The organism is Geomonas ferrireducens, assembly GCF_004917065.1.
GTDB lineage: Bacteria > Desulfobacterota > Desulfuromonadia > Geobacterales > Geobacteraceae > Geomonas > Geomonas ferrireducens.
Genome location: NZ_SSYA01000003.1, coordinates 410098 through 430869 on the forward strand (window position 1 = coordinate 410098; position 20772 = coordinate 430869).

Sequence of the window (20772 nt, forward strand, 5' to 3'; positions counted from 1 at the left end):
ATGATCGAAGCGTACCTGAAGCAAGAGGCAGAAAGAAAAGCACTCGGGATTCCTGCGAAACCGCTCGACCCTGAGCAGACCGCGGAACTTTGCAAACTGTTGGAAGCACCCCCGGCAGGCAAGGAGGAGTTCCTGCTCCACCTCCTGAAGGAAAGGGTCTCCCCGGGCGTCGACCCGGCTGCCGAAGTGAAGGCCGGCTTCCTCGCCGCCATCCTCACCGGCGCCAAGAAGTCCCCGCTGGTCTCCAAGAAGGACGCGGTTCAGATCCTGGGCACCATGCTGGGCGGCTACAACGTCTCCCCGCTGGTCGCAGCGCTGAAGGACGCGGAAGTTGCCGACGAGGCCGTTAAGGCGCTTTGCGGCACCACCCTCGTGTACGACGCATTCGACGACGTTTTCGAGCTCTCCAAGAGCAACGCCGGCGCCAAAAAGGTCCTCGAGTCCTGGGCCAACGCCGAGTGGTTCACCTCCAAGCCGGGCCTGCCGGAAGTTGTGAAGGTGAAGGTCTACAAGGTCGAAGGCGAGATCAACACCGACGACTTCTCCCCGGCGGGTGACGCCTGGAGCCGTCCGGACATCCCGCTGCACGCCCTTGCCATGGGCAAGACCCGCTTCCCCGACGGCAACGCCACCATCGCCAAGTTCAGGGCAGAAGGGTTCCAGGTCGCTTTCGTGGGCGACGTAGTGGGTACCGGTTCCTCCCGTAAGTCCGCATGCAACAGCGTGCTGTGGCACATCGGCCAGGACATCCCGGCCGTTCCGAACAAGCGTCGCGACGGCATCATCATCGGCGGCGTCATCGCCCCGATCTTCTTCAACACCGCGCAGGACTCCGGCGCGTTCCCGATCAAGACCGACGTGACCAAGATGAAGACCGGCGACGTCATCGTGATCAACGCCAAGAAGGGCGAGGTCACCACCGAAGCCGGTGAGGTCCTCTCCACCTTCACCGTGGCCCCGAACACCCTGTTCGACGAGTTCCGCGCCGGCGGCCGTATCCCGCTGATCATCGGCCGCGCCCTCACCGACCGCGCCAGGAAAGCACTCGGCATGGCACCGACCGACGTCTTCACCCTCCCGGTCAACCCGGTTGCCAAGGCAGGCCAGGGGTACTCGCTGGCCCAGAAGATGGTCGGCCAGGCATGCGGCGTAGCCGGCGTCCTTCCGGGGACCGCTTGCGAGCCGAAGATGACCACCGTAGGTTCCCAGGACACCACCGGCCCGATGACCGCCGACGAGCTGAAAGAGCTCGCCTGCCTCAAGTTCCAGGCTCCGATGTTCATGCAGTCCTTCTGCCACACCGCGGCCTACCCGAAACCGGCCGACGTGAAGATGCACAAGACCCTGCCGCAGTTCATCATCGAGCGTGGCGGCGTGCCCCTTAAGCCGGGCGATGGCGTCATCCACTCCTGGCTGAACCGTCTCCTCGTTCCGGACACCGTCGGTACCGGCGGCGACTCCCACACCCGTTTCCCGATCGGGATCTCCTTCCCGGCAGGTTCCGGTCTGGTCGCCTTCGCAGGCGCCCTTGGCTTCATGCCGCTCGACATGCCCGAGTCCGTCCTTGTCCGCTTCAAGGGCAAGTTCAACCCCGGCATCACCCTGCGCGACGCGGTTAACGCGATCCCGTACTGGGCGATCAAGCAGGGCCTTCTCACCGTGCCCAAGAAGAACAAGGTCAACATCTTCAACGGCCGCATCCTCGAGATGGAAGGTCTTCCTGAGCTCTCCGTCGAGCAGGCCTTCGAGCTGACCGACGCCGCTGCCGAGCGTAGCGCCGCCGCCGGCTGCATCAAGCTTTCCGAGAAGTCGGTAGCCACCTACCTGCGCTCCAACGTGGCCCTCATGAAGCAGATGATCGCCGACGGGTACCAGGACGCGCAGACCCTGCAGAACAGGATCGACGCGGTCAACGAGTGGCTGAAGGCTCCGAAGCTTCTCGAAGCGGACGCCAACGCCGAGTACGCAGCGGTCATCGAGATCGACCTCGCCGAGATCACCGAGCCGATCCTCGCCTGCCCGAACGATCCGGACGACGTGAAGCTCCTCTCCGACGTTGCCGGCACCCCGATCCAGGACGTGTTCCTCGGTTCCTGCATGACCAACATCGGCCACTTCCGCGCCGCAGGTGAGATCTGGAGGGGCCAGAAGTTCAACCCGAACGTCCGTACCTGGATCTGCCCGCCGACCCGCATGGATCAGGCGAAGCTCAAGGACGAGGCGTACTTCTCCGTCTACAGCGCGATGGGCGCACGCGTCGAAATCGCCGGCTGCTCGCTCTGCATGGGTAACCAAGCACGCGTGCCCGACGGGGTGAACATGTTCTCCACCTCGACCCGTAACTTCGATGACAGGATCGGCAACGGCGCCAAGGTGTTCCTCGGCTCCGCAGAGCTCGGTGCCGTCACCGTGAACATGGGCAAGCTCCCGACCCCGGCCGAGTATCTGGCCGTGTACAAGGAGAAGGTCGAGCCGAACAAGGCAACCGTGTACAAGTACCTTCAGTTCGACGAGATGTAGGAAGAACTGGTAACAAGCAGCAAAAAGGCCCGCCGGGAAACCGGCGGGCCTTTCTTTTTTTGTGGCGGCAGTTCGACTGCCTGGGAGTCCCAGCTGTCCGACCTGTCCGACCTGTCCGACTGGTCCGACTGGTCCGACTGGTCCGACTGGTCCGACTGTGGGCGGAGCCCGACGCTACAGCAGCGCTTTCAGCTCTGCGATGAGATCGCCGAGGAGGTCGTAGCCCCCCTGCCAGAAGCTGGGGTCGCTGAAGACGATGCCTGCGGGTGCGAGGGTGTCGCCTGGCGACTTGGAGCCGCCATCGGCCAGTATGCCGCGGTAGACGGGGACGAAGCTCTCGCGCTCCTTCAGGTAGCGCTGGAACAGCGACAGCACCACCAGTTCCGCGCAGGTGTAGGAGTAGCAGTAGAAACGTGCGTGGATGAAGTGGGAGATGTAGCTCCAGCCGTAGCGGTAAGGCTCGATCATCTCGACCGAGTCGCCGTAGAGCTTCGCGTTCTCGTCCCACCAGAGGTCGCAGAGCTCGTTCGCGGTGAGAAGGCCGTCGTTACGCCTTAGGTGCATCTGCTCCTCGAACCTGGTGAGGACGTTCTGCCTGAAGGTGGTGGCGATGATGTCCTCGATCTTCGCGCACAGAAGCGACTTCTTCACCTCCACGTCGGTCTCGCGCTCCAGCAACTGTCGAGTGAGGAGCATCTCGCCGAACACCGAGGCGGTCTCGGCAAGCGGCAGCGGCGGGTGGTAGTTGAGCATGGTCTGGCGCTGCGCAAGCAGGTAGTGGATGCCGTGCCCCACCTCGTGGGCGATGGTCGCCACGTCGCGCAGGTTGCCGGTGAAGTTCAAAAGCAGGTACGGCGGGAGCGCCGGGGTCATCCCCATGCAGAACGCGCCGCCGCTCTTGCCGGGACGGGGCATGACGTCCACACGCTTCCCGGTGAAGAAGGAGTCGGCGAGCTCAGCGAACTCTTCGGAGAACCCGCGGTACGCCTCAACCGTCATGGTGCGCGCTTCCTCGAAGCTGTATTTGCGGTCGCTCTCGGTGAGGGGGGCGTAGACGTCGGTGTTTTTCAGCCTAGGCATGCCGAGGAGCCGTGCTTTCAGGCGGAAGTATTCCTGTGCCAAGGGGTAGTTTTTCTCGGAGACCTGCATGAGGCTTTCGACCACCTCGTTGGGGATCTCGTTACCGAGGTTGGTCGGCTCCATCGGGTGCCGGTAGTTTCTGAGCTCCATCTCCTGGGAGTGGTCAAGCGCCACGTTGTTGAACACTGCGGAATAGAGGATGCCGTTTTCCTCGTGCTTCTTGAGGAAGGTGCCGAAGGCGCGCTCGCGCAGCCCTGCGTCCGGGTGATGCAAAAGGGCAAGCAGTTCCTCGCCGGTCACCTCTTTGGTCTCCCCGCCCATCTCGAGGGTGTAGCGCAGGGAGGCGGAGACCTCGTCGAAGAGACGGCAGAAGGCCTGCACCCCGGTCAGGCTTTTTTGCGAAAGCAGGCTCTCCTCCCGCTCGGAAAGGGTGTGCGCCTTGAACTTGCGCAGCACCTCGAGGAAGTGGCGGTAGTTGTCGAGCAGGCTGTCTTTGGCGAACTTTTGAAACGGCTCTTCCTCCATCTGGATGATCTCCAGATCGAAGAAGAGGAGCTCCCGTCCCATGGCGTTGCCGAACTCCTCGGACTTCTGGGAGAGCCGTTTGTGCAGATCGCTCTCGCTGTCGGCGGCGAACAGCAGGTGTGCGTAGAGCTGCGGCACCGCCAGATTCTCCTGCAGCTTCTCGTAACTTTTAAGCGCCTCCAGCAACCCCTCGGCGGAGAGTTCGGCTACCTTGCCGCGGTAGCGCTCCCTGAACGCTGCAACCTGCGAAGTAGCACCCTCGAAAGCCTGGTTGAGCTCGGGTGCTGAAGGGGAAGAGTAAAGCGGGGTGGTATCCCAGCAGAGGTTGGTTGACATGGTTCCTCCTGAAGCTGATTTCCTAATGATTTCAAACGAATGCAACCGATAGTAATGCAAGGTCGCCAAGGTGTCAAGAAAGGGGAGGCGGGGTTTTGGTGGGTGAATCAGCGTCCGCTGCTGCATTTACGCGCCTTGACAACCAAAAGGGGCGCGATAGAAATAGCTGCTGTTAAAAAAATATAATAATCGTGTATCAGCCGCTGACAGCTCTTCCCGGTGGGGGTGGCAGGGAGCCTCCCCCGCAAGTGGTTCTTTCGTTAACCGCTAGTGCGAGGATGGACGCCATGAAAAAGCGTCAGGTGGTTCAGGATGCGGCTTATCAACCTGCACCGGGTACGGCAACAGGTTGTGACCGTTTCGGGGCAGGAAGCGGTGGTCAGTGCATCGTGTTGCAGCGGCTTTTTTCCTGCCGCAACGATGCGATGCCAACGGGCGCGGAAGCGGGGCACGGCGCGGATGTCGGGTGCAGTGTTGGGGCCATGGCCTTCGCGTCACTCACCCTACGGGAAGCGCGGGACAGGATCGAGCGGTGGATGGTGTACGACGCGATCCGCGCCTGTGCGGGAAACATGAGCAAGGCGGCGGACATGCTGGGCGTCAGCCGTCCGGCCCTTTACGATCTGGTGAAGAAGTACGGGGTGTGCAGGATCAAGACGCGCGGCTGACGGTCAGATACGTACCGCCATGCCGCCGTCGCGCGGAATCAGTTCGCTGAAATAATGGATGGTGTGAAAGTCTTTCGACTGGAGCGGCTGCATCGTCGAGCTGAAGCGTCCGACGTAAATCAGGTAGCGGATGCCGAAGCGGCGCGCCGTGTCCAGGTTGGTCTCGCTGTCCTCTCCCAGCATGGTTCTTTCAGGATCGTACGGTACCTTCCTCTGCAGTTCCCCCCAGAAGAGCGGATCCTCCTTTGGCAGTCCCAGGTCGTGAGCCGAGATGATGCCGTCGAAGTAGCCGCCGATCGTGGTCCGGCGCAGTTTCAGGTTCAGCGTCTTACCGTGGGCGTTGGTGACCAGGTAGACCTTCTTGCCGTGCTGTCGCAGGAAGAGGAGGAACTCTGTCACGAACGGGTGCACCGCGATCAGGTGGTGCACCTCCTCCTTGAGCACCGGGATGTCGAGGCCCAGCTGCGCGGACCAGTAATCGAGGTCGGTCCAGTTGAGGGTCTTCTCCTGGGAGCGGAACATGCGGTAGAGCTTTTCCCTCGCCGCGCTCTCGTCGATGCCGTTTTTTTCGGCGTAGCGCCTGGGGACGTGCTCCAGCCAGAAGTGGTCGTCGAAGTGGCGGTCCAGCAGGGTGCCGTCCATGTCGAGGTGGACCGTGTCGATGTGGTTCCAGTCTACTTGCAGTGGGGGGAGGGACATTCAGGAGGTCTCTTTTCTTCGTCGGACCTGTCCGACTGGTCTGACCAGTCCGACAGGTCCGACGTCAGGCTAAGCATTGGCTTTCACGAAGGCTTTCACCAGCTCTTTGTCCGCAGCCATGATCTCGCAGCGCGTTTCCTTGCCCTGCAGCGCGGCGAGCTGGGGCGGCAGCACCGCGGGGGTGCCGATGGCACGCTCGACGGCGTCACCGAACTTCGCCGGGTGCGCGGTGGCAAGGCATACGACGGCCGGATGCCCGTTCACGCACTCGAGGGCGGCGCGCACCCCGACCGCGGTGTGCGGGTCGAGAACGTAGCCGGTCTCCTTGTTGAAGGAGGCGATCGTGTCGAGGGTCTTCGCTTCGTCCACGGTGCAGCTCAGGAATTCGCTCTGCACGCGCTGCACCTCTTCTGCGGTGAAGACGATCTTGCCGGTCTGCTGCAGCTCGGCAAAGGCGCTTCTCACGCGCTCCGGGTTTTCGTTGAAGAGGTAATAGAGGTAGCGCTCCAGGTTCGAGGCGAGCTGGATGTCCATGGAAGGGGAGACGGTCTGCACGACCTTCCCCAAAGAGTAGTCGCCGCTTTGCACGAAGCGCGAGAGGATGTTGTTCTCGTTGGTGGCAAGGAGGAGCTTTTCCACGGGTAGTCCCATGCTTTTCGCGAGGTAGCCCGCAAAGATGTCGCCGAAGTTCCCGGTCGGGACGGAGAATACCACTTTCCCCTGCTCGGGGAGCCTGCCCCAGGCGTAGAAGTAGTAGACCACCTGTGCGAGCACGCGGGCCCAGTTGATCGAGTTCACCGCGCCCAGCGCGTACTCCTTCTTGAATTCGAGGTCGTTGAACAGGGTCTTCACGATGTTCTGGCAGTCGTCGAAGGTCCCCTCTACGGCGATGTTGTGCACGTTGGCGTCGAGCACGCTGGTCATCTGCAGCGCCTGGATGGGCGAGGTCTTCAGGTGCGGATGCAGGATGAAGATGTTGATGTTCTCCTTGCCGCGCACCCCGGCGATGGCAGCACTCCCGGTGTCGCCGGAGGTGGCGCCCAGGATGTTCATCTTCTCGCCGCGCTCCTTCAAAAGGTACTCGAAGAGGTTTCCGAGCAGTTGCAGCGCCACGTCCTTGAAGGCGAGGGTGGGGCCGTGGAAGAGTTCCAGGATGTAGACGCCGTCCTTTTTCACCAGGGGCGTCGTCTCCTGGTGCTCGAAGGTCCCGTAGGAACGGTCGATGAGCGCCTTCAGATCGGCGGCCGGGATGTCGGTGGCGAAGAGGGATATGATATTGAAAGCGAGCTCACGGTAGGGGAGCTTGGACCACGCGGCTAGGGTGTCGCGGTCGAGCTGCGGGATGCTCTCCGGCAGAATGAGGCCGCCGTCGGTGGCAAGACCCATCATTACTGCGTCCTTGAACCCGATGGGGGTGATGTTTCCCCTGGTGCTTATGTATTTCATGTCGGTTCTCTTTCCTTTTACAGGTTTTTGTGCCGTTTCCGGCGACGCCCATATATAACAGCTAATGGTGTAAAAGTGAAGCGATTGCTGGGCTGCTGACTGTGTTCGGGTGCAGCGCGGCTGCCGTGACTTCGAGGCGGCGACAGGGAGCATAGTGAAAAAAACAGAGATGTCTTAAATTGCCCCAATGTCACATGCGACGGCAAAAGATCTCCTTCTTTCCGGCAGAAGAAATATGGGCGCTGAATGAGCCTAAGAACGTGCCTGAAAGCCCGAAAAAACGGCTCACTCTGGGAAAAAAGCGCTTGCATAAAGAAGGCTTCCATGGTAATTAATGGCGTACATGTTAATGTTCACTCAAAAGTGAGCTCCTCCGGCTCGCTTTTTTTTATGGGAAAACCTAGAGATGGCCAAGGTAGATGTAGCAGAAAGAGTCACTGAAATCGTTGCAGAGATCGGCGCACCGCTCGGTATCGGGCTGGTCGACCTCGAGTACAAGCGCGAGGGGCGCGACATGGTGCTCAGGATCTTCCTCGAGAAGGAAGGCGGGATCACCCTGGACGACTGCGCCGACGTGAGCCGCCAGCTCTCCGACATCCTGGACGTCGAGGACTTCATGCCCGAGCGTTACGACCTGGAGGTCTCCTCGCCGGGGATCTGCCGTCCGCTCAAGAAGGTCGCCGACTACGAGCGTTTCGCGGGACACCTGGTGAAGGTGAAAACCTTTGAGATGCTGGCCGACGACGCGGGGAACAAGCGCAAGACCTTCACCGGGAAGCTCCTGGGGGTTGCGGACGGGGTGATCAGCATCGACCTTACCGAGGGGCAGCATGCTTCCATCCCTCTGGACAAAGTGGCCAAGGCCAACCTCGAATTCGAATTCTAAAAATTTCTATTTGTAATTATCAGCAGAAGGAGACAGTCACGTGGAAACGAGCTTTAACCTCAAGCACACGATCGACCAGATCGTAAAAGAGAAGGGTATCGATAAAAGTATTGTGGTAGAGGCGCTGGAACAGGCAGTACTGACGGCCGCCAACAAGAAATTTCGTAATACCCGTGATCTGGAGGCGCACTATAACCCCGAGATCGGCGAGGTTGAGCTGTTCGAGTTCGTTACCGTCGTGGAAGAGGTGCAGGATTCCTACCGCGAGATCGAGCTCGACGAGGCCCGCGAGGAGGATCCGGACGTCGAGATCGGCGACTCCATCGGCATGAAGATGGACGCCTCCGGCTTCTCCAGGATCGCCGCGCAGACCGCGAAGCAGGTGATCATCCAGCGCGTGCGTGAGGCTGAGCGCGAAACCATCTTCAACGAGTTCCAGGAGCGCCAGGGCGAGATCGTGAACGGCGTCGTGCGCCGTTTCGAGAAGGGCGACCTGATCGTCGACCTCGGCCGCGCCGAGGCACTTCTCCCGCACAAGGAGCAGGCTCCGCGCGAGGTGTACCGTCAGGGCGACCGCGTGAAGGCCCTCATAACCGAGATCCGCATGACCACCAAAGGGCCGCAGATCATGCTCTCCCGCACCCATCCCCAGATGCTCGCCAAGCTGTTCGAGGCCGAGGTTCCGGAGATCGCCGAGGGGATAGTCGAGATCAAGAGCGTCGTGCGCGAGCCGGGTGGGCGTGCCAAGATCGCCGTCTACTCCCACGATGCCGACGTCGACCCGGTCGGCGCCTGCGTCGGTATGCGCGGCTCCCGCGTGCAGAACGTGGTCTCCGAGCTGCGCGGTGAGAAGATCGACATCATCCCCTGGAGCGAGGACATCGCCCGCTTCGCTTGCAACGCCCTGGCCCCGGCCGTGGTCACCAAGGTGTACGTCGACGAGGAGGAGTACGCCATGGAGGTCATCGTGGCCGACGACCAACTCTCGCTCGCCATCGGCAAGCGCGGCCAGAACGTGCGTCTTGCCGCCAAGCTGACCGGGTGGAAGATCGACATCAAGAGCGAGACCCGCATGGCCGAGGCCGAGCTGCAGCAGTTCGCCTCCTACGACGGCACCGAGGCCGAAGAGGCAGAGGAAACCGCCGAGAGCGCAGAGAGTGCCGAGCCCGTGGTAGAGGCGACCGAAGAGGATTAGGATGACGAAGGCCGCACCACAGAGAAGTTGCCTCGCCTGCCGTGAGACAAAGGACAAGGGCGAGCTGCTCCGCTTCGTGCTGGCCCCGGACCGTACCCTCGTACCGGATCTGCAGAACAAGCTCCCCGGGCGCGGCGCGTACACCTGCATGAAGGCTGTGTGTCTGAAGCTCGCGGCCCAGAAAAAGCAGTTCGCCCGCGGCTTCAAGGGGGATGTGCTGGGCGCCGACGCAGAGGGGCTGCTCAAGCAGGTGGTCCACAAGCTCGAGGAGCGCATCGCCTCCTACATCAGCCTCGCCAACAAGGCGGGGAAGGTGGTTTCAGGTTCGGATCAGGTACAGGAAAAGCTGAAGAAAGGTGGGGCGGGGCTTTTGTTCGTCGCCACCGATATATCGCCCGATATCGGCGAGAAGTTCAGGGGGCTCGCGAAGCTGAAGGATGTCCCCTGCATCTCCCTGTTCACCAAGGAACGCCTTGGCGAATTGCTGGGAAAGGAACTCAGAAGCGTCCTGGTTGTTATGGAAAGCGGCTTCGTGGGCTCGATTGAATTGGAAATGGAAAAGTACAGGAACTTCTTTGAGGAGGAGCGTGAGTAGATGAGCAAAACCCGCGTATATGAGTTAGCGGCACAGATGGGGATCGAAAACAAGGAGCTTATGGCAAGACTTGCCGAGGCAGGCGTGCAGGTCAAAAACCATATGGCTGTCCTTGAGGATTCGGATATCAAGGCGTTATCCGCCCCCGCGCACCCCCCCGTCAAAGAAGTTTCCCAGGAAGAGGTGAGGGTGAAGCCGACCCTGATCCGTCGTCGTGCGAAGGCGGTCGAGCCTGAGGCCCAGGCGGCAGCCGAGCCGGCCGAGCCGGTCAAGGAGGAGGCGCCCCAGCCGGCACCCCCCGAGAAGGCTCCGGTGGAAGAGGCGCCCAAGCGTCCGGAACCGGTCCGCGCGAGGATCATCGAGCCGGCTCCCGCTCCGAAGCCGGCAGCGGTGAAGCCCGAGGCTCCGGCCCCCCAGGCTCCGGCCGCCAAGGAAGAGAAACCGGTGGCCGCAGCACCTGCCGCGCCTGCGGCACCGGAAAAGCCGGCCGTCGAGGCCCCGAAGGCGGAGGCGCCTGCTGCCCCCGCACCCGAGGCGCCGAAAGTCGAGCCTGCCAAGGTCGAGGCCCCGAAGGCACCCGCCGCGGAAGCGCCGGCTGCCGCCAAGGCGCCCGAGGCGCCCGCCGCCAAGGCCGTGGAGCCCGAGCCGGACAAGCCGACTGCAACCCGCGCGAGGATCCTCGGCCGCGTCGAGATCCCGATTCCGACCCAGCGTCCGGCCGAGCGTCGCGAGTACCAGCGCCCCGCGCAGGGCGATCGCCCGGGGCAGCGTCCCGGCATGCCGCGCGGCGTGGAGCGCCCCGGCACTGAGCGTCCGGCACCGCGTCCCGGCGCAGGTCGTCCCGGCGAGCGTCCCCCCATGGGGGCGCGCCCCGATCGTCCGGCGCCCTTGGCCCCTGTCGAGCCGCCGCCGCTGCTGGACGACCGCAGCCGCAAGGGTAGGAAACCCGCCCCGGCAGGCGGCGCCGATTACGGCAAGAACGCCAAGAAGGGCGGCGCCCCCGCAGGCAAGGGGAAAAAAGAGACTTTCAAGGACCTTCTGGACAAACGCGAGCGGGTTTTCGAGCCCGGGCCGCGCTCCAAAGGTAAGAAAGGGAAGTACGAGAAGGTTCAGGTCGGCAAGAAGACCGAGATCACGGTACCGAAGGCGATCAAGAGGATCATCAAGATCAGCGAGTCCATCACCGTGGGCGAGCTGGCCAAGCGCATGGGGATCAAGGCGACCGACCTGATCCGCGCCCTGATGAAGCTCGGTGTCATGGCGACCATCAACCACCCGCTCGACTTCGACACCGCGACCCTTCTGGCCACCGACTTCGGCTACGAGATCGAGAACGTGGCGCTCGACGTGGACGAGCTCCTCGAGGCGGAGCCGGATGCGCCGGAAGCAATGCAGAAGCGTCCGCCGGTCGTCACCATCATGGGTCACGTCGACCACGGCAAGACCTCGCTTCTTGACGCCATCCGCCAGGCCAACGTAATTGCCGGCGAGGCTGGCGGCATCACCCAGCACATCGGCGCCTACGACGTGGAACTCAAGGGACAGAAGATCACCTTCCTCGACACCCCGGGCCACGAGGCGTTCACCGCGATGCGCGCCAGGGGCGCCAAGGTCACCGACATCGTCATCCTGGTGGTTGCTGCCGACGACGGCGTCATGCCGCAGACCCGCGAGGCGGTCAACCACTCGAAGGCTGCAGGCGTTCCGATCATCGTCGCCATCAACAAGATCGACAAGCCCGAGGCCAACCCGAGCAAAGTGAAGCAGGAGCTGATGGAGTTCGGCCTGGTTTCCGAGGAATGGGGCGGCGAGACCATCTTCGTCGAGGTCTCCGCGAAGAAGCACATCAACCTCGAGTCGCTGCTAGAGATGGTTCTCCTGCAGGCCGACGTCCTCGAGCTCAAGGCGAACCCGGACAAGACCGCCCGCGGCACCGTGGTCGAGGCCAAGCTGGACAAAGGGCGCGGCCCGGTAGCGACCGTCCTGGTCCAGGAGGGTACCCTGAAGGCGGGCGATTACTTCGTGGCCGGCATTCACTTCGGCCGCGTGCGCGCCATGCAGAACGACCGGGGCGAGAAGGTCAACGCTGCCGGCCCGGCCATGCCGGTCGAGGTCATTGGCTTCAACGGCGTGCCTGACGCAGGCGACATCTTCGTCGCCATGAACGACGAGAAGCAGGCGAAGGAGATCGCAAACCACCGCCAGATGAAGCTGCGCGAGTCCGAACTCGCCAAGCACAGCAAGCTCTCCCTGGAGCAGCTCTACGAGAAGATCCAGAAGGGCGAGGTCAAGGACCTCAACACCATCGTCAAGGGCGACGTGCAGGGCTCCGTCGAGGCGGTTGCCGAGTCCCTCAGGAAGCTCACCACGGATGCCATCCGTCTCAACGTGCTGCACGCCTCCGTCGGCGCCATCACCGAGACCGACGTCAACCTGGCCAGCGCTTCCAACGCCATCATCCTCGGCTTCAACGTTCGTCCCGAGGTCAAGGCGGCGGTGCTCGCCGAGAAGGAAGGGGTCGACGTCAGGCTGTACAACATCATCTACGACGCGGTGGACGACATCAAGAAGGCGATGGAAGGCCTCCTCGAGCCGACCTTCAAGGAGAAGTATCTCGGTCGCGCCGAGATCCGCGAGGTGTTCTCGGTGCCCAAGGCCGGCATGGTCGCGGGTTCCTACGTCACCGACGGCAAGATCATCAGGAACGCACAGGTACGCCTGCTGCGCGACAACGTGGTGATCTTCGAAGGCAAGCTCGGCAGCCTGCGCCGCTTCAAGGACGACGTTAAGGAAGTCGCCACCGGCTACGAGTGCGGCATGTCGCTTGAGAACTACAACGACCTCAAGATCGGCGACATCTTCGAGTGCTTCGAGATGGAGAAGGTAGCCGGCAAGCTGTAAGGAAAAACACGGGGAGAGCGGCGTCCCGCGTCCGGCATCCCGGCCCGCGGAAGCCCCTCTCCCCTTAATCGTTTCACGACAAGAGAGAAAGAACATGGTAAAGCGTTCCGACAAGGTAGCCGAAGAGATCCACAAGATCATTTCCGAGCTTCTCATAAAGGGTCTCAAGGACCCGCGCGTAGGTTTCGTCACCATCACCGGCGTGAAGGTGACCCCCGACCTCAGGCAGGCCACCGTCTACTTCACCGTGCACGGCGACGATGCCGCCAAGAAAAACAGCGAAGCAGGGCTCAACTCAGCGAAGGGATTCATCCGCAAGGAGATCGGCCAGGCATTGAAGCTCCGTTTCACCCCCGAGATTACGTTCAAGTACGACACCTCTTTGGACTACGGCCAGCATATCGAATCGATTCTGAAGGAGATAGGGGCTCAGGATGACGGCGACAACAGCTGAGATTAAGCGGATAGTGGCGGAGATCGACCAGGCTCAGAGCTTTCTGATCACCAGCCACGAAAGTCCCGACCCCGATGCGGTCGGCTCCTCCCTGGCCCTGGCCAATTACTTGACCGCGCGCGGCAAGGACGTCACCGTCTACCTTTGCGATCCGGTCCCGGACAACTGCTCCTTCCTCCCGATGGCGGAGCTGGTGTACGGCGAGATGCCGGAGCGCGACTTCGACGTCTGCTTCGTGCTCGACGTGGGGGAGTTCCGCCGCGCCGGCAAGGCGGTCACCGAAAACAAGAGGATCGGCCGTTTCATCAACGTCGACCATCATCTCGGGTGCGAAAACTTCGGCATCTGCAACCTGATCGACCCGAAGGCGAGCGCCACCGCGGCCCTCATCTACCGGATCATCAAGGCGGCAGGAGACGAGGTGGACTATCCCACCGCGCTCTGCATCTACACCGCCATCCTTTCCGATACCGGCAGCTTCCACTACTCGAACTCCGACCCCGAGTCCTTCGCCATCGCAGGCGAGATGATCGGCAAAGGGGTGAACGCCTGGAGCGTGAACGAGAACCTCTACGAGAGCGAGCCGCTGCAGAGGATCGCGCTTTTAGCCCTCGCCCTCTCTGACCTGACCGTCTCACCCTCAGGCGAGTACGCCTCGGTCACCGTTACCCTCGACATGTACGGCAAGACCGGCGCCACCGCCCAGGACACCGACCGTTTCATCAACTACCCCCGCTCCATCAAGGGGGTGCAGGTGGCGCTCTTCTTCCGACAGGTCGAGGATGGGCTCTTCAAGGTCGGCTTCAGGTCCAAGGGGAAGGTGGACGTCTCGGCGGTTTCCGCCTCTTTCGGCGGCGGCGGGCATCACAACGCCGCAGGATGCATGGTGCGCGGCACGCTCGCGGAGGTCAAGGCGCAGGTCTTCGACCGGCTGGAGCAGATGCGCTGATGCTGAACGGCTTTTTCGTGATCGACAAGCCGGCCGGTGTCACCTCCCATGACATCGTGTCGAAGGTCCGCCGCGCCATCAACCAGAAGAAGGTTGGGCACACGGGAACCCTCGATCCCTTCGCGACCGGTGTGCTGCCCGTGGCGGTGGGGGAGGGGACCAAGGCGATCCAGTTCCTCGACGAGTCCGAGAAGGAGTACCGTGCGGTCTTGCGGCTCGGCATCGCCACCGACACCCAGGACCTCACCGGTGAGGTGATCGCGGAAAGGGAGTGGTCGCACCTCTTGCCCGCGGACCTGGAAGACATCGTGCCGCGGTTTCTAGGTCTCCAGAAGCAGCTCCCGCCGATGTTCTCTGCCATCAAGCAGGGGGGCGTGCCGCTTTACAAGCTGGCCAGAAAGGGTATCGAGGTGGAGCGCGAGGAGCGCGAGGTGGAGATTCACTCGCTCACCTTCGAATGGATCCGGCTCCCCGAGGCCTGCTTTACGGTGCGCTGCTCGCGCGGTACCTACGTCAGGACCCTCGCCTGCGACATCGGCGAGGCGCTCGGATGCGGCGCGCATCTGCTGGAGTTGCGGCGCACGAAAAGCGGCCTCTTCAAGGAGGCGGACGCCATCACCATCGAGGCCCTGGCCGCGGCTGCCGACCAGCATGCGCTCCTCTTGCCCATGGACCGGGCGCTCGATCACCTGAGGAGCCTGCAGCTCACCGAAGAAGGGGGGCGCAAGGTCGGCAACGGCGTGGTGCCGCGAGAGGGGGAGTTCGTCGAGGCGCCGGGCCCGTTTCAGGACGGCGAACAGGTGCGACTCTATTTGGGCGAGCGTTTCCTGGCAGTGGCTTGCCACGACCGGCTCAAAGGGCTGCGCCTCATGCGTGTATTCAATTAGTATTCCTTCTTTACACGTACCTGCTTTTGTGGTAAGAGTTGAAGGTCTTGATCTATGCCGTGGCCTTGGGGTTGCGGGAAGGCATAAAAGTACATAAATAAAAGCACTAACAATTAAGATGGGAAGGGGGTGTAACCACATGCTGCAAACGGAAAAGAAGCAGGAAATCATCACAGCTCATAAGCTGCACGATTCCGACACGGGTTCGCCGGAAGTGCAGATTGCAATTCTTTCGGAGCGTATCACCTATCTGACTGAGCACTTCAAGACTCACAAGAAGGATCATCACAGCCGTCGCGGTCTGCTGAAGATCGTCGGTCAGAGAAGGGGTCTGCTTGACTACCTGAAGAAGAAGGATGTAGAGCGCTACAAGGCGATCATCGCCAAGCTCGGCATCAGAAGGTAAAAAAAGGCAGTATACCTCAACGGGTATATTGCCTTTCCTCTTTCATCATGTAAGGGCCTTTGTGCCCTTTTTCTTTGTTGGGGGCGTGGATAAAACCGTCCTGCGGCTTGATATTGCGCAAGGCGATTTTCTCGGCGGCCCCAACACCAACCGGAAGTAAATCAATGGAGGCCGTAACAATGGTACATAGCGTACAGGCAGAATGCTGTGGCAAGACAATCACCATCGAAACAGGAAAGATCGCAAAGCAGGCAAGCGGCGCGGTCATGATCAAAAGCGGCGACACCATGGTCCTCGTGACCGCCGTCGCCATGAAATCCGCCAAGGAAGGGCAGGGCTTCTTCCCGCTCACCGTCAACTACCAGGAGAAGGCCTACGCAGGCGGCCGCATCCCCGGCTCGTTCTTCAAGCGCGAGGGGCGTCCCTCCGACAACGAGACCCTCACCTCCCGTCTTATCGACCGTCCAATCCGTCCGCTGTTCCCGGAAGGGTTCCTGAACGACACCCAGGTCATGGCGACCGTCGTCTCCGCCGACAAGGACCATGATCCGGGCATCCTCGCCATGATCGGCGCTTCGGCCGCCCTCATGGTCTCCGACGTTCCCTTCGCCGGCCCGATCGCGGGCGTCAAGGTCGGGCGCGTGGACGGCCAGTTCATCGCCAACCCGACCGCCGAGCAGGAAGAGAAGAGCGACATGGAGATCGTGATCGCCGCCTCCAAGGACGCCATCCTGATGGTTGAAGGTAGCGCCTCCGAGGTTTCCGAGAACGACCTCCTCGAAGCGATCTTCTTCGGCAAGGAAGCGGTCCAGGGGATCCTGGCAGCCCAGGAAGAGCTGGTCGCCAAGGTGAAGCCGGTCAAGCGCGACATCCCGGCTCCGGTAGTCAACGAGGAGCTGAAGGTCCGCGTCGACGCTCTCGCCAAGGAAGAGATGAAAGCGGCGGTGCGCATCAAGGCCAAGCAGGAGCGTCATGACGCCATCGACGCCATCTCCGAAAAGACCGTGGCGGCTCTCGCTGAGGAGTTCGAAGGCTCCGAGAAAGAGGTCAAGGCGTTCATCGAGGACCTCGAGTACAACCTGGTGCGCGAGCACATCATCAAGGACGGCTCCAGGATCGACGGCCGCGACACCAAGACCATCCGTAACATCGCCACCGAGGTCGGCTTCCTCCCGCGCGCACACGGCTCCGCCCTGTTCACCCGCGGCGAGACCCAGTCCATCGTGGCCGCGACGCTCGGCACCTCGGTTGACGAGCAGCGCATCGACTCGCTCTACGGTGATTCCAGGAAGAAGTTCCTCCTGCACTACAACTTCCCGCCGTACTCCGTCGGTGAAACCAGCTTCCGCCTCGCCCCGGGCCGCCGCGAAATCGGCCACGGCATGCTGGCCGAGCGCGCGCTGCAGCAGGTGCTTCCGAAACACGACGACTTCCCCTACACCATCCGCATCGTCTCCGACATCACCGAGAGCAACGGCTCCTCCTCGATGGCGACCGTCTGCGGCGGCTCCCTGTCCATGATGGACGCCGGTATCCCGATCAAGGCGCCGGTTGCCGGTATCGCCATGGGCCTCATCAAGGAAGGCGACGATTACGCCATCCTCTCCGACATCCTGGGCGACGAAGACCACCTGGGCGACATGGACTTCAAAGTGGCCGGTACCGCCGACGGTGTCACCGCGCTGCAGATGGACATCAAGATCGGCGGCGTGACCCGCGAGATCATGGGTGCCGCCCTGGCGCAGGCAAAAGCAGGCCGCGTGCACATCCTGGGCGAGATGGCCAAGTCCATCTCCACCGCGCGCGGCGACCTCTCCGCCTTCGCTCCGCGCATCACCACCATCTGGGTCAAGGTCGACAAAATCCGCGACGTCATCGGCTCCGGCGGCAAGAACATCAGGAGCGTCACTGAGGCAACCGGCGTCGCCATCGACATCGAGGACACCGGCAAGATCAACATCGCTTCCAACAACAAGGAAGCCTGCGACCTCGCCATCAAGATGATCCGCAACCTCACCGCCGAGGCTGAGGAAGGCAAGCTCTACATGGGCACCGTTAAGAAGATCATGGAGTTCGGCGCGTTCGTCGAGATCTTCCCGGGAACCGACGGCCTGGTGCACGTCTCCGAGCTCGACACCGAGCGCGTGAAGAACGTGAGCGACATCCTCAAAGAAGGGGACAAGGTGCTGGTGAAGTGCATCGGCATCGACAAACAGGGCAAGATCAAGCTCTCCCGTAAAGAGGCTCTGGGCCAGACCTTCACCGAATAACATCTCTCATGTGAGAGCTGGCAATTTTTGGCTTTCCCGGTATAGTTCTAGCCATGATTAAAAAGACCACCCTAAATAACGGGATACGCGTCATCACCGAGCGTATCCCGTACGCAAACTCCGTCTCCATAGGAATCTGGGTCGCCAACGGCTCCCGCCACGAACGGCGGGAGTCGAACGGCGTCGCCCACTTCATCGAGCATCTCCTCTTTAAAGGCACCGAACGCCGCTCCTCATTGGACATCGCCCGCGAGATCGACTCGGTGGGTGGCGTCCTGAACGCCTTCACCAGCCGCGAGTACGTCTGCTACTACGCCAAGGTGCTGGACAAGTTCCTCCCGCGTGCCGTCGATCTTCTGACCGACATCTTCCTTCATTCCGTCTTCGATGACGAAGAGATCGAAAAGGAGCGCCGCGTGGTGCTCCAGGAGATCAACATGATGGAGGACACCCCGGACGACCTGATCCACGACCTCTTCCACCAGCACTTCTGGAAGGGGCACCCGCTGGGGATGTCGATCCTGGGCGATGCCGAGAGCGTCACGGGGCTTTCACGCGATGCCATCATCGCCTACAAGGACAAGATGTACCGTGCCGACGACATCATCGTCACCGCGGCCGGCAACGTCAACCACGACAAGCTCACCGTGCTCCTCGAGGAGTTCTTAAACGGCGTCGAGCCGGGGCACGGCCGGAGCGAGTCCGTCCCGCCGGTGTACGAACGTCGTATCGAGCTGGTCGAGAAGGACCTGGAGCAGATCCACGTCTGCCTTGGCCTCAAGGGGGTGCAGCAAAGCCACCCGCAGCGCTACGACGCCTTCATCATGAACGCCATTCTTGGCGGCTCCATGAGCTCGCGCCTCTTCCAGGAGGTGCGCGAGAAGAGCGGTCTTGCCTACTCGGTCTACTCCTACATCGCCTCCCATGCCGATGCCGGCTCCCTCGTGGTGTACGCCGGTGCGAGCCCGGAAAACTCGAAGGAGCTTCTCGAGATCATGCTGCGCGAGATCGGCCGTTTCAAACGCGAACCGGTCCCCATGGAGCAGCTCGAGGGGGCGCGCGAGCAGTTGAAGGGTAACCTGCTCCTGTCGCTGGAATCGAGCGACAACCGCATGTCGCGCCTGGCGAAAAACGAGATCTATTTTGGCACGCCGCTGCCTCTGTCCGAGATCATGGAAGGGTTCGACCGCGTCACCTCCGAGAGCATCCAGGAGCTCGCCCAAGAGATTCTGGACAACTCCGCGCTGACCCTGGTCATGCTGGGCCGGGTCGGTTCTCCCACCTTTACCGACTCCGATATCAACGTCTGATGAAAACCATACCCATCCGGATAAAGCGCCTGCGGTCGACCTCGCTTCCCTCTTACATGACCGAGCAGGCGGCGGGTGTCGATCTGCATGCCGCGCTCGATGAGGACTTCGTGCTGCACCCGGGCGAGCGCGCCCTGGTCCCGACGGGGATAGCCATCGAGATCCCGCCCGGCATCGAGGCGCAGGTGAGACCCAGAAGCGGCCTGGCGCTCAGGCACGGCATCGCGCTGGTGAACTCTCCGGGCACCATCGACGCGGACTACCGCGGCGAGGTCGGGGTCATCGTGATCAACCACGGCAGCGAGCCTTTCGCCATCAGGCACGGCGAGCGCATCGCGCAGATGGTCTTCGCCCGTTGCGAGCGCGCCGAGTTCATCGAGGTGGACGAACTGGGCGAGACCGCCCGCGGCGCAGGCGGGTTCGGGCATACGGGCAGGTAGATCCATCGCCATTCATCCTTACGGAATATAACCCGCTTGCCGGCCTCCTCTGCCGGTCAGCCGCGTCACCCATTCTTGAACTACCTACGGGGGCACGCTTATGAAAGATCCTCGCGTCAGACAATTCGCCGAAGTGCTGGTCAACTACTCGGCCCGCGTCCAGCCGGGCGACGTGGTGCTCATCTCCTGCGCCGGACTGGAAGGTACGCCGCTCGTGAAGGAGCTCTACGCCCTCTGCCTCGAAAAAGGGGCGAAGTACGTCGAGTACGAGTTCAGCGTCCCCGAGATCGGGCGCCACTTCTTCAACATAGCCAGCGCCGACCAGCTCTCCTATTTCCCGCAGCACAAGCTCGACTTCATGAAACAGGTCGACGTCTACTTCGGTCTCTCCGCCGCCGACAACTCCATGGTGAACGCCAAGGCGAACCAGACCAGCATGATTGCCTGGTCCAAAGTCGTGCGCCCCATCATCGACCAGCGCGTCAAGGGGACCCGCTGGGTGGTGACGCGCTACCCGACCCACGGCGCGGCCCAGGAAGCGCGCATGAGCCTCGAGGAGTACGAGGATTACCTCTTTGCCGCATGCTGCATGGACTGGGAGGAGGAGTCGAGGAAACAGGACGCGCTGAAGGCCTGCGTCGATGCCGCCGACCGGGTGCGCATCAAGGCCTCGGACACCGATCTCTCTTTCAGCATCAAGGGGCTTCCCGGGATCAAGTGCGACGGACGGCTGAACATCCCGGACGGCGAGGTCTTCACCGCGCCGGTGCGCGATTCGGTGGAGGGTTACATCACCTACAACTGCCCGACCGTGTACCAGGGGAAGGAGTTCAACAACGTCCGCCTCGAGTTCGAAAAGGGACGCATCGTAAGAGCGACCGCTCCTGGCATGGACGCTGATCTGAACCGCATCCTCGACACCGACGAAGGGGCGCGCTACGTGGGCGAGTTCGCCATCGGCGTGAACCCGAACATCAGGGTGCCGATGCGCAACATCCTCTTCGACGAAAAGATCTTCGGCTCGATTCACTTCACCCCCGGCCAGGCCTACGACGAGTGCGACAACGGCAACCGCTCCGCGGTGCACTGGGACATGGTGAAGATCCTCGCCGGCGACGGCGAGCTTTGGTTCGACGACATCCTGATCCAGAAGGACGGCCGTTTCGTGCACGAGCCGCTTCTGGGACTGAATCCAGAGGAATAGC

General features: G+C 62.0%; 18 protein-coding genes. 14 read left to right on the top strand and 4 right to left on the bottom strand.

Annotated features, from left to right (window positions below; all coding sequences use genetic code 11):
- Positions 1 to 2520, top strand: coding sequence for a bifunctional aconitate hydratase 2/2-methylisocitrate dehydratase (gene acnB / locus E8L22_RS17660; RefSeq protein ID WP_136526450.1), 2520 nt, complete (start codon positions 1 to 3; stop codon positions 2518 to 2520).
- A 174-nt stretch (positions 2521 to 2694) separates the two neighbouring features.
- Here the strand turns inward: acnB and E8L22_RS17665 are convergent, their stop codons facing one another.
- A complete protein-coding gene (locus E8L22_RS17665) occupies positions 2695 to 4461 on the bottom strand; it encodes a M3 family oligoendopeptidase (protein ID WP_136526451.1) in 1767 nt (588 codons plus the stop codon).
- Positions 4462 to 4748: 287 nt separating this feature from the next.
- On the opposite strand from E8L22_RS17665, the gene E8L22_RS17670 reads away from it, so the two are divergent.
- Positions 4749 to 5129 (top strand): helix-turn-helix domain-containing protein, encoded by a 381-nt coding sequence (locus E8L22_RS17670; protein ID WP_246044765.1) that lies wholly within the window; start codon positions 4749 to 4751, stop codon positions 5127 to 5129.
- Positions 5130 to 5132: 3 nt separating this feature from the next.
- Here the strand turns inward: E8L22_RS17670 and yrfG are convergent, their stop codons facing one another.
- The gene (yrfG, locus tag E8L22_RS17675) at positions 5133 to 5828 is read right to left on the bottom strand and encodes a GMP/IMP nucleotidase (protein ID WP_136526452.1); all 696 of its coding nucleotides are present in this window, start codon (positions 5826 to 5828) and stop codon (positions 5133 to 5135) included.
- A 69-nt stretch (positions 5829 to 5897) separates the two neighbouring features.
- Positions 5898 to 7274: a threonine synthase gene (thrC, locus tag E8L22_RS17680; protein ID WP_136526453.1), complete on the bottom strand. Its 1377-nt coding sequence runs from the start codon at positions 7272 to 7274 to the stop codon at positions 5898 to 5900.
- A gap of 406 nt (positions 7275 to 7680) precedes the next feature.
- On the opposite strand from thrC, the gene rimP reads away from it, so the two are divergent.
- From rimP to rpsO, 8 genes are all read left to right on the top strand, one after another.
- Complete coding sequence (rimP, locus tag E8L22_RS17685) at positions 7681 to 8160, top strand: ribosome maturation factor RimP (RefSeq protein ID WP_136526454.1); 480 nt, start codon at positions 7681 to 7683, stop codon at positions 8158 to 8160.
- A 40-nt stretch (positions 8161 to 8200) separates the two neighbouring features.
- Entirely contained in the window at positions 8201 to 9355 is a 1155-nt protein-coding gene (gene nusA, locus E8L22_RS17690) for a transcription termination factor NusA (protein ID WP_136526455.1), read from the top strand.
- A 1-nt stretch (position 9356) separates the two neighbouring features.
- The gene (locus E8L22_RS17695; protein WP_136526456.1) at positions 9357 to 9950 is read left to right on the top strand and encodes a DUF448 domain-containing protein; all 594 of its coding nucleotides are present in this window, start codon (positions 9357 to 9359) and stop codon (positions 9948 to 9950) included.
- Positions 9951 to 12851 carry a translation initiation factor IF-2 gene (gene infB / locus E8L22_RS17700; protein WP_136526457.1) on the top strand — a complete coding sequence of 967 codons (2901 nt, stop codon included), beginning with the start codon at positions 9951 to 9953 and terminating at the stop codon, positions 12849 to 12851.
- 94 nt (positions 12852 to 12945) lie between these two features.
- Positions 12946 to 13305: a ribosome-binding factor A gene (locus tag E8L22_RS17705; protein ID WP_136526458.1), complete on the top strand. Its 360-nt coding sequence runs from the start codon at positions 12946 to 12948 to the stop codon at positions 13303 to 13305.
- Entirely contained in the window at positions 13286 to 14254 is a 969-nt protein-coding gene (locus E8L22_RS17710) for a DHH family phosphoesterase (protein ID WP_136526459.1), read from the top strand. Before E8L22_RS17705 ends, E8L22_RS17710 begins: the two co-directional genes overlap by 20 nt.
- A gap of 2 nt (positions 14255 to 14256) precedes the next feature.
- A complete protein-coding gene (gene truB, locus E8L22_RS17715) occupies positions 14257 to 15141 on the top strand; it encodes a tRNA pseudouridine(55) synthase TruB (protein WP_198420202.1) in 885 nt (294 codons plus the stop codon).
- A 139-nt stretch (positions 15142 to 15280) separates the two neighbouring features.
- Positions 15281 to 15547 carry a 30S ribosomal protein S15 gene (gene rpsO, locus E8L22_RS17720; RefSeq protein WP_129127510.1) on the top strand — a complete coding sequence of 89 codons (267 nt, stop codon included), beginning with the start codon at positions 15281 to 15283 and terminating at the stop codon, positions 15545 to 15547.
- Positions 15548 to 15563: 16 nt separating this feature from the next.
- On the opposite strand, the gene E8L22_RS21420 is transcribed toward rpsO, so the two are convergent.
- Positions 15564 to 15833 carry a hypothetical protein gene (locus E8L22_RS21420; protein WP_162604854.1) on the bottom strand — a complete coding sequence of 90 codons (270 nt, stop codon included), beginning with the start codon at positions 15831 to 15833 and terminating at the stop codon, positions 15564 to 15566.
- Between E8L22_RS21420 and pnp the strand changes: the two genes are divergently transcribed.
- The 4 genes from pnp (at position 15727) to E8L22_RS17740 (ending at position 20771) form a co-directional block, all read left to right on the top strand.
- Positions 15727 to 17817, top strand: a complete 2091-nt coding sequence (pnp, locus tag E8L22_RS17725) for a polyribonucleotide nucleotidyltransferase (RefSeq protein ID WP_136526461.1) — start codon at positions 15727 to 15729, stop codon at positions 17815 to 17817. The genes E8L22_RS21420 and pnp overlap by 107 nt on opposite strands.
- Before the next feature lie 53 nt (positions 17818 to 17870).
- The gene (locus E8L22_RS17730; RefSeq protein WP_136526462.1) at positions 17871 to 19127 is read left to right on the top strand and encodes a M16 family metallopeptidase; all 1257 of its coding nucleotides are present in this window, start codon (positions 17871 to 17873) and stop codon (positions 19125 to 19127) included.
- Positions 19127 to 19567, top strand: coding sequence for a dUTP diphosphatase (gene dut / locus E8L22_RS17735; protein WP_136526463.1), 441 nt, complete (start codon positions 19127 to 19129; stop codon positions 19565 to 19567). The genes E8L22_RS17730 and dut overlap by 1 nt, the downstream gene beginning before the upstream one ends.
- A gap of 100 nt (positions 19568 to 19667) precedes the next feature.
- Positions 19668 to 20771 (top strand): aminopeptidase, encoded by a 1104-nt coding sequence (locus tag E8L22_RS17740; protein WP_136526464.1) that lies wholly within the window; start codon positions 19668 to 19670, stop codon positions 20769 to 20771.
- Position 20772 lies beyond the last annotated feature (1 nt).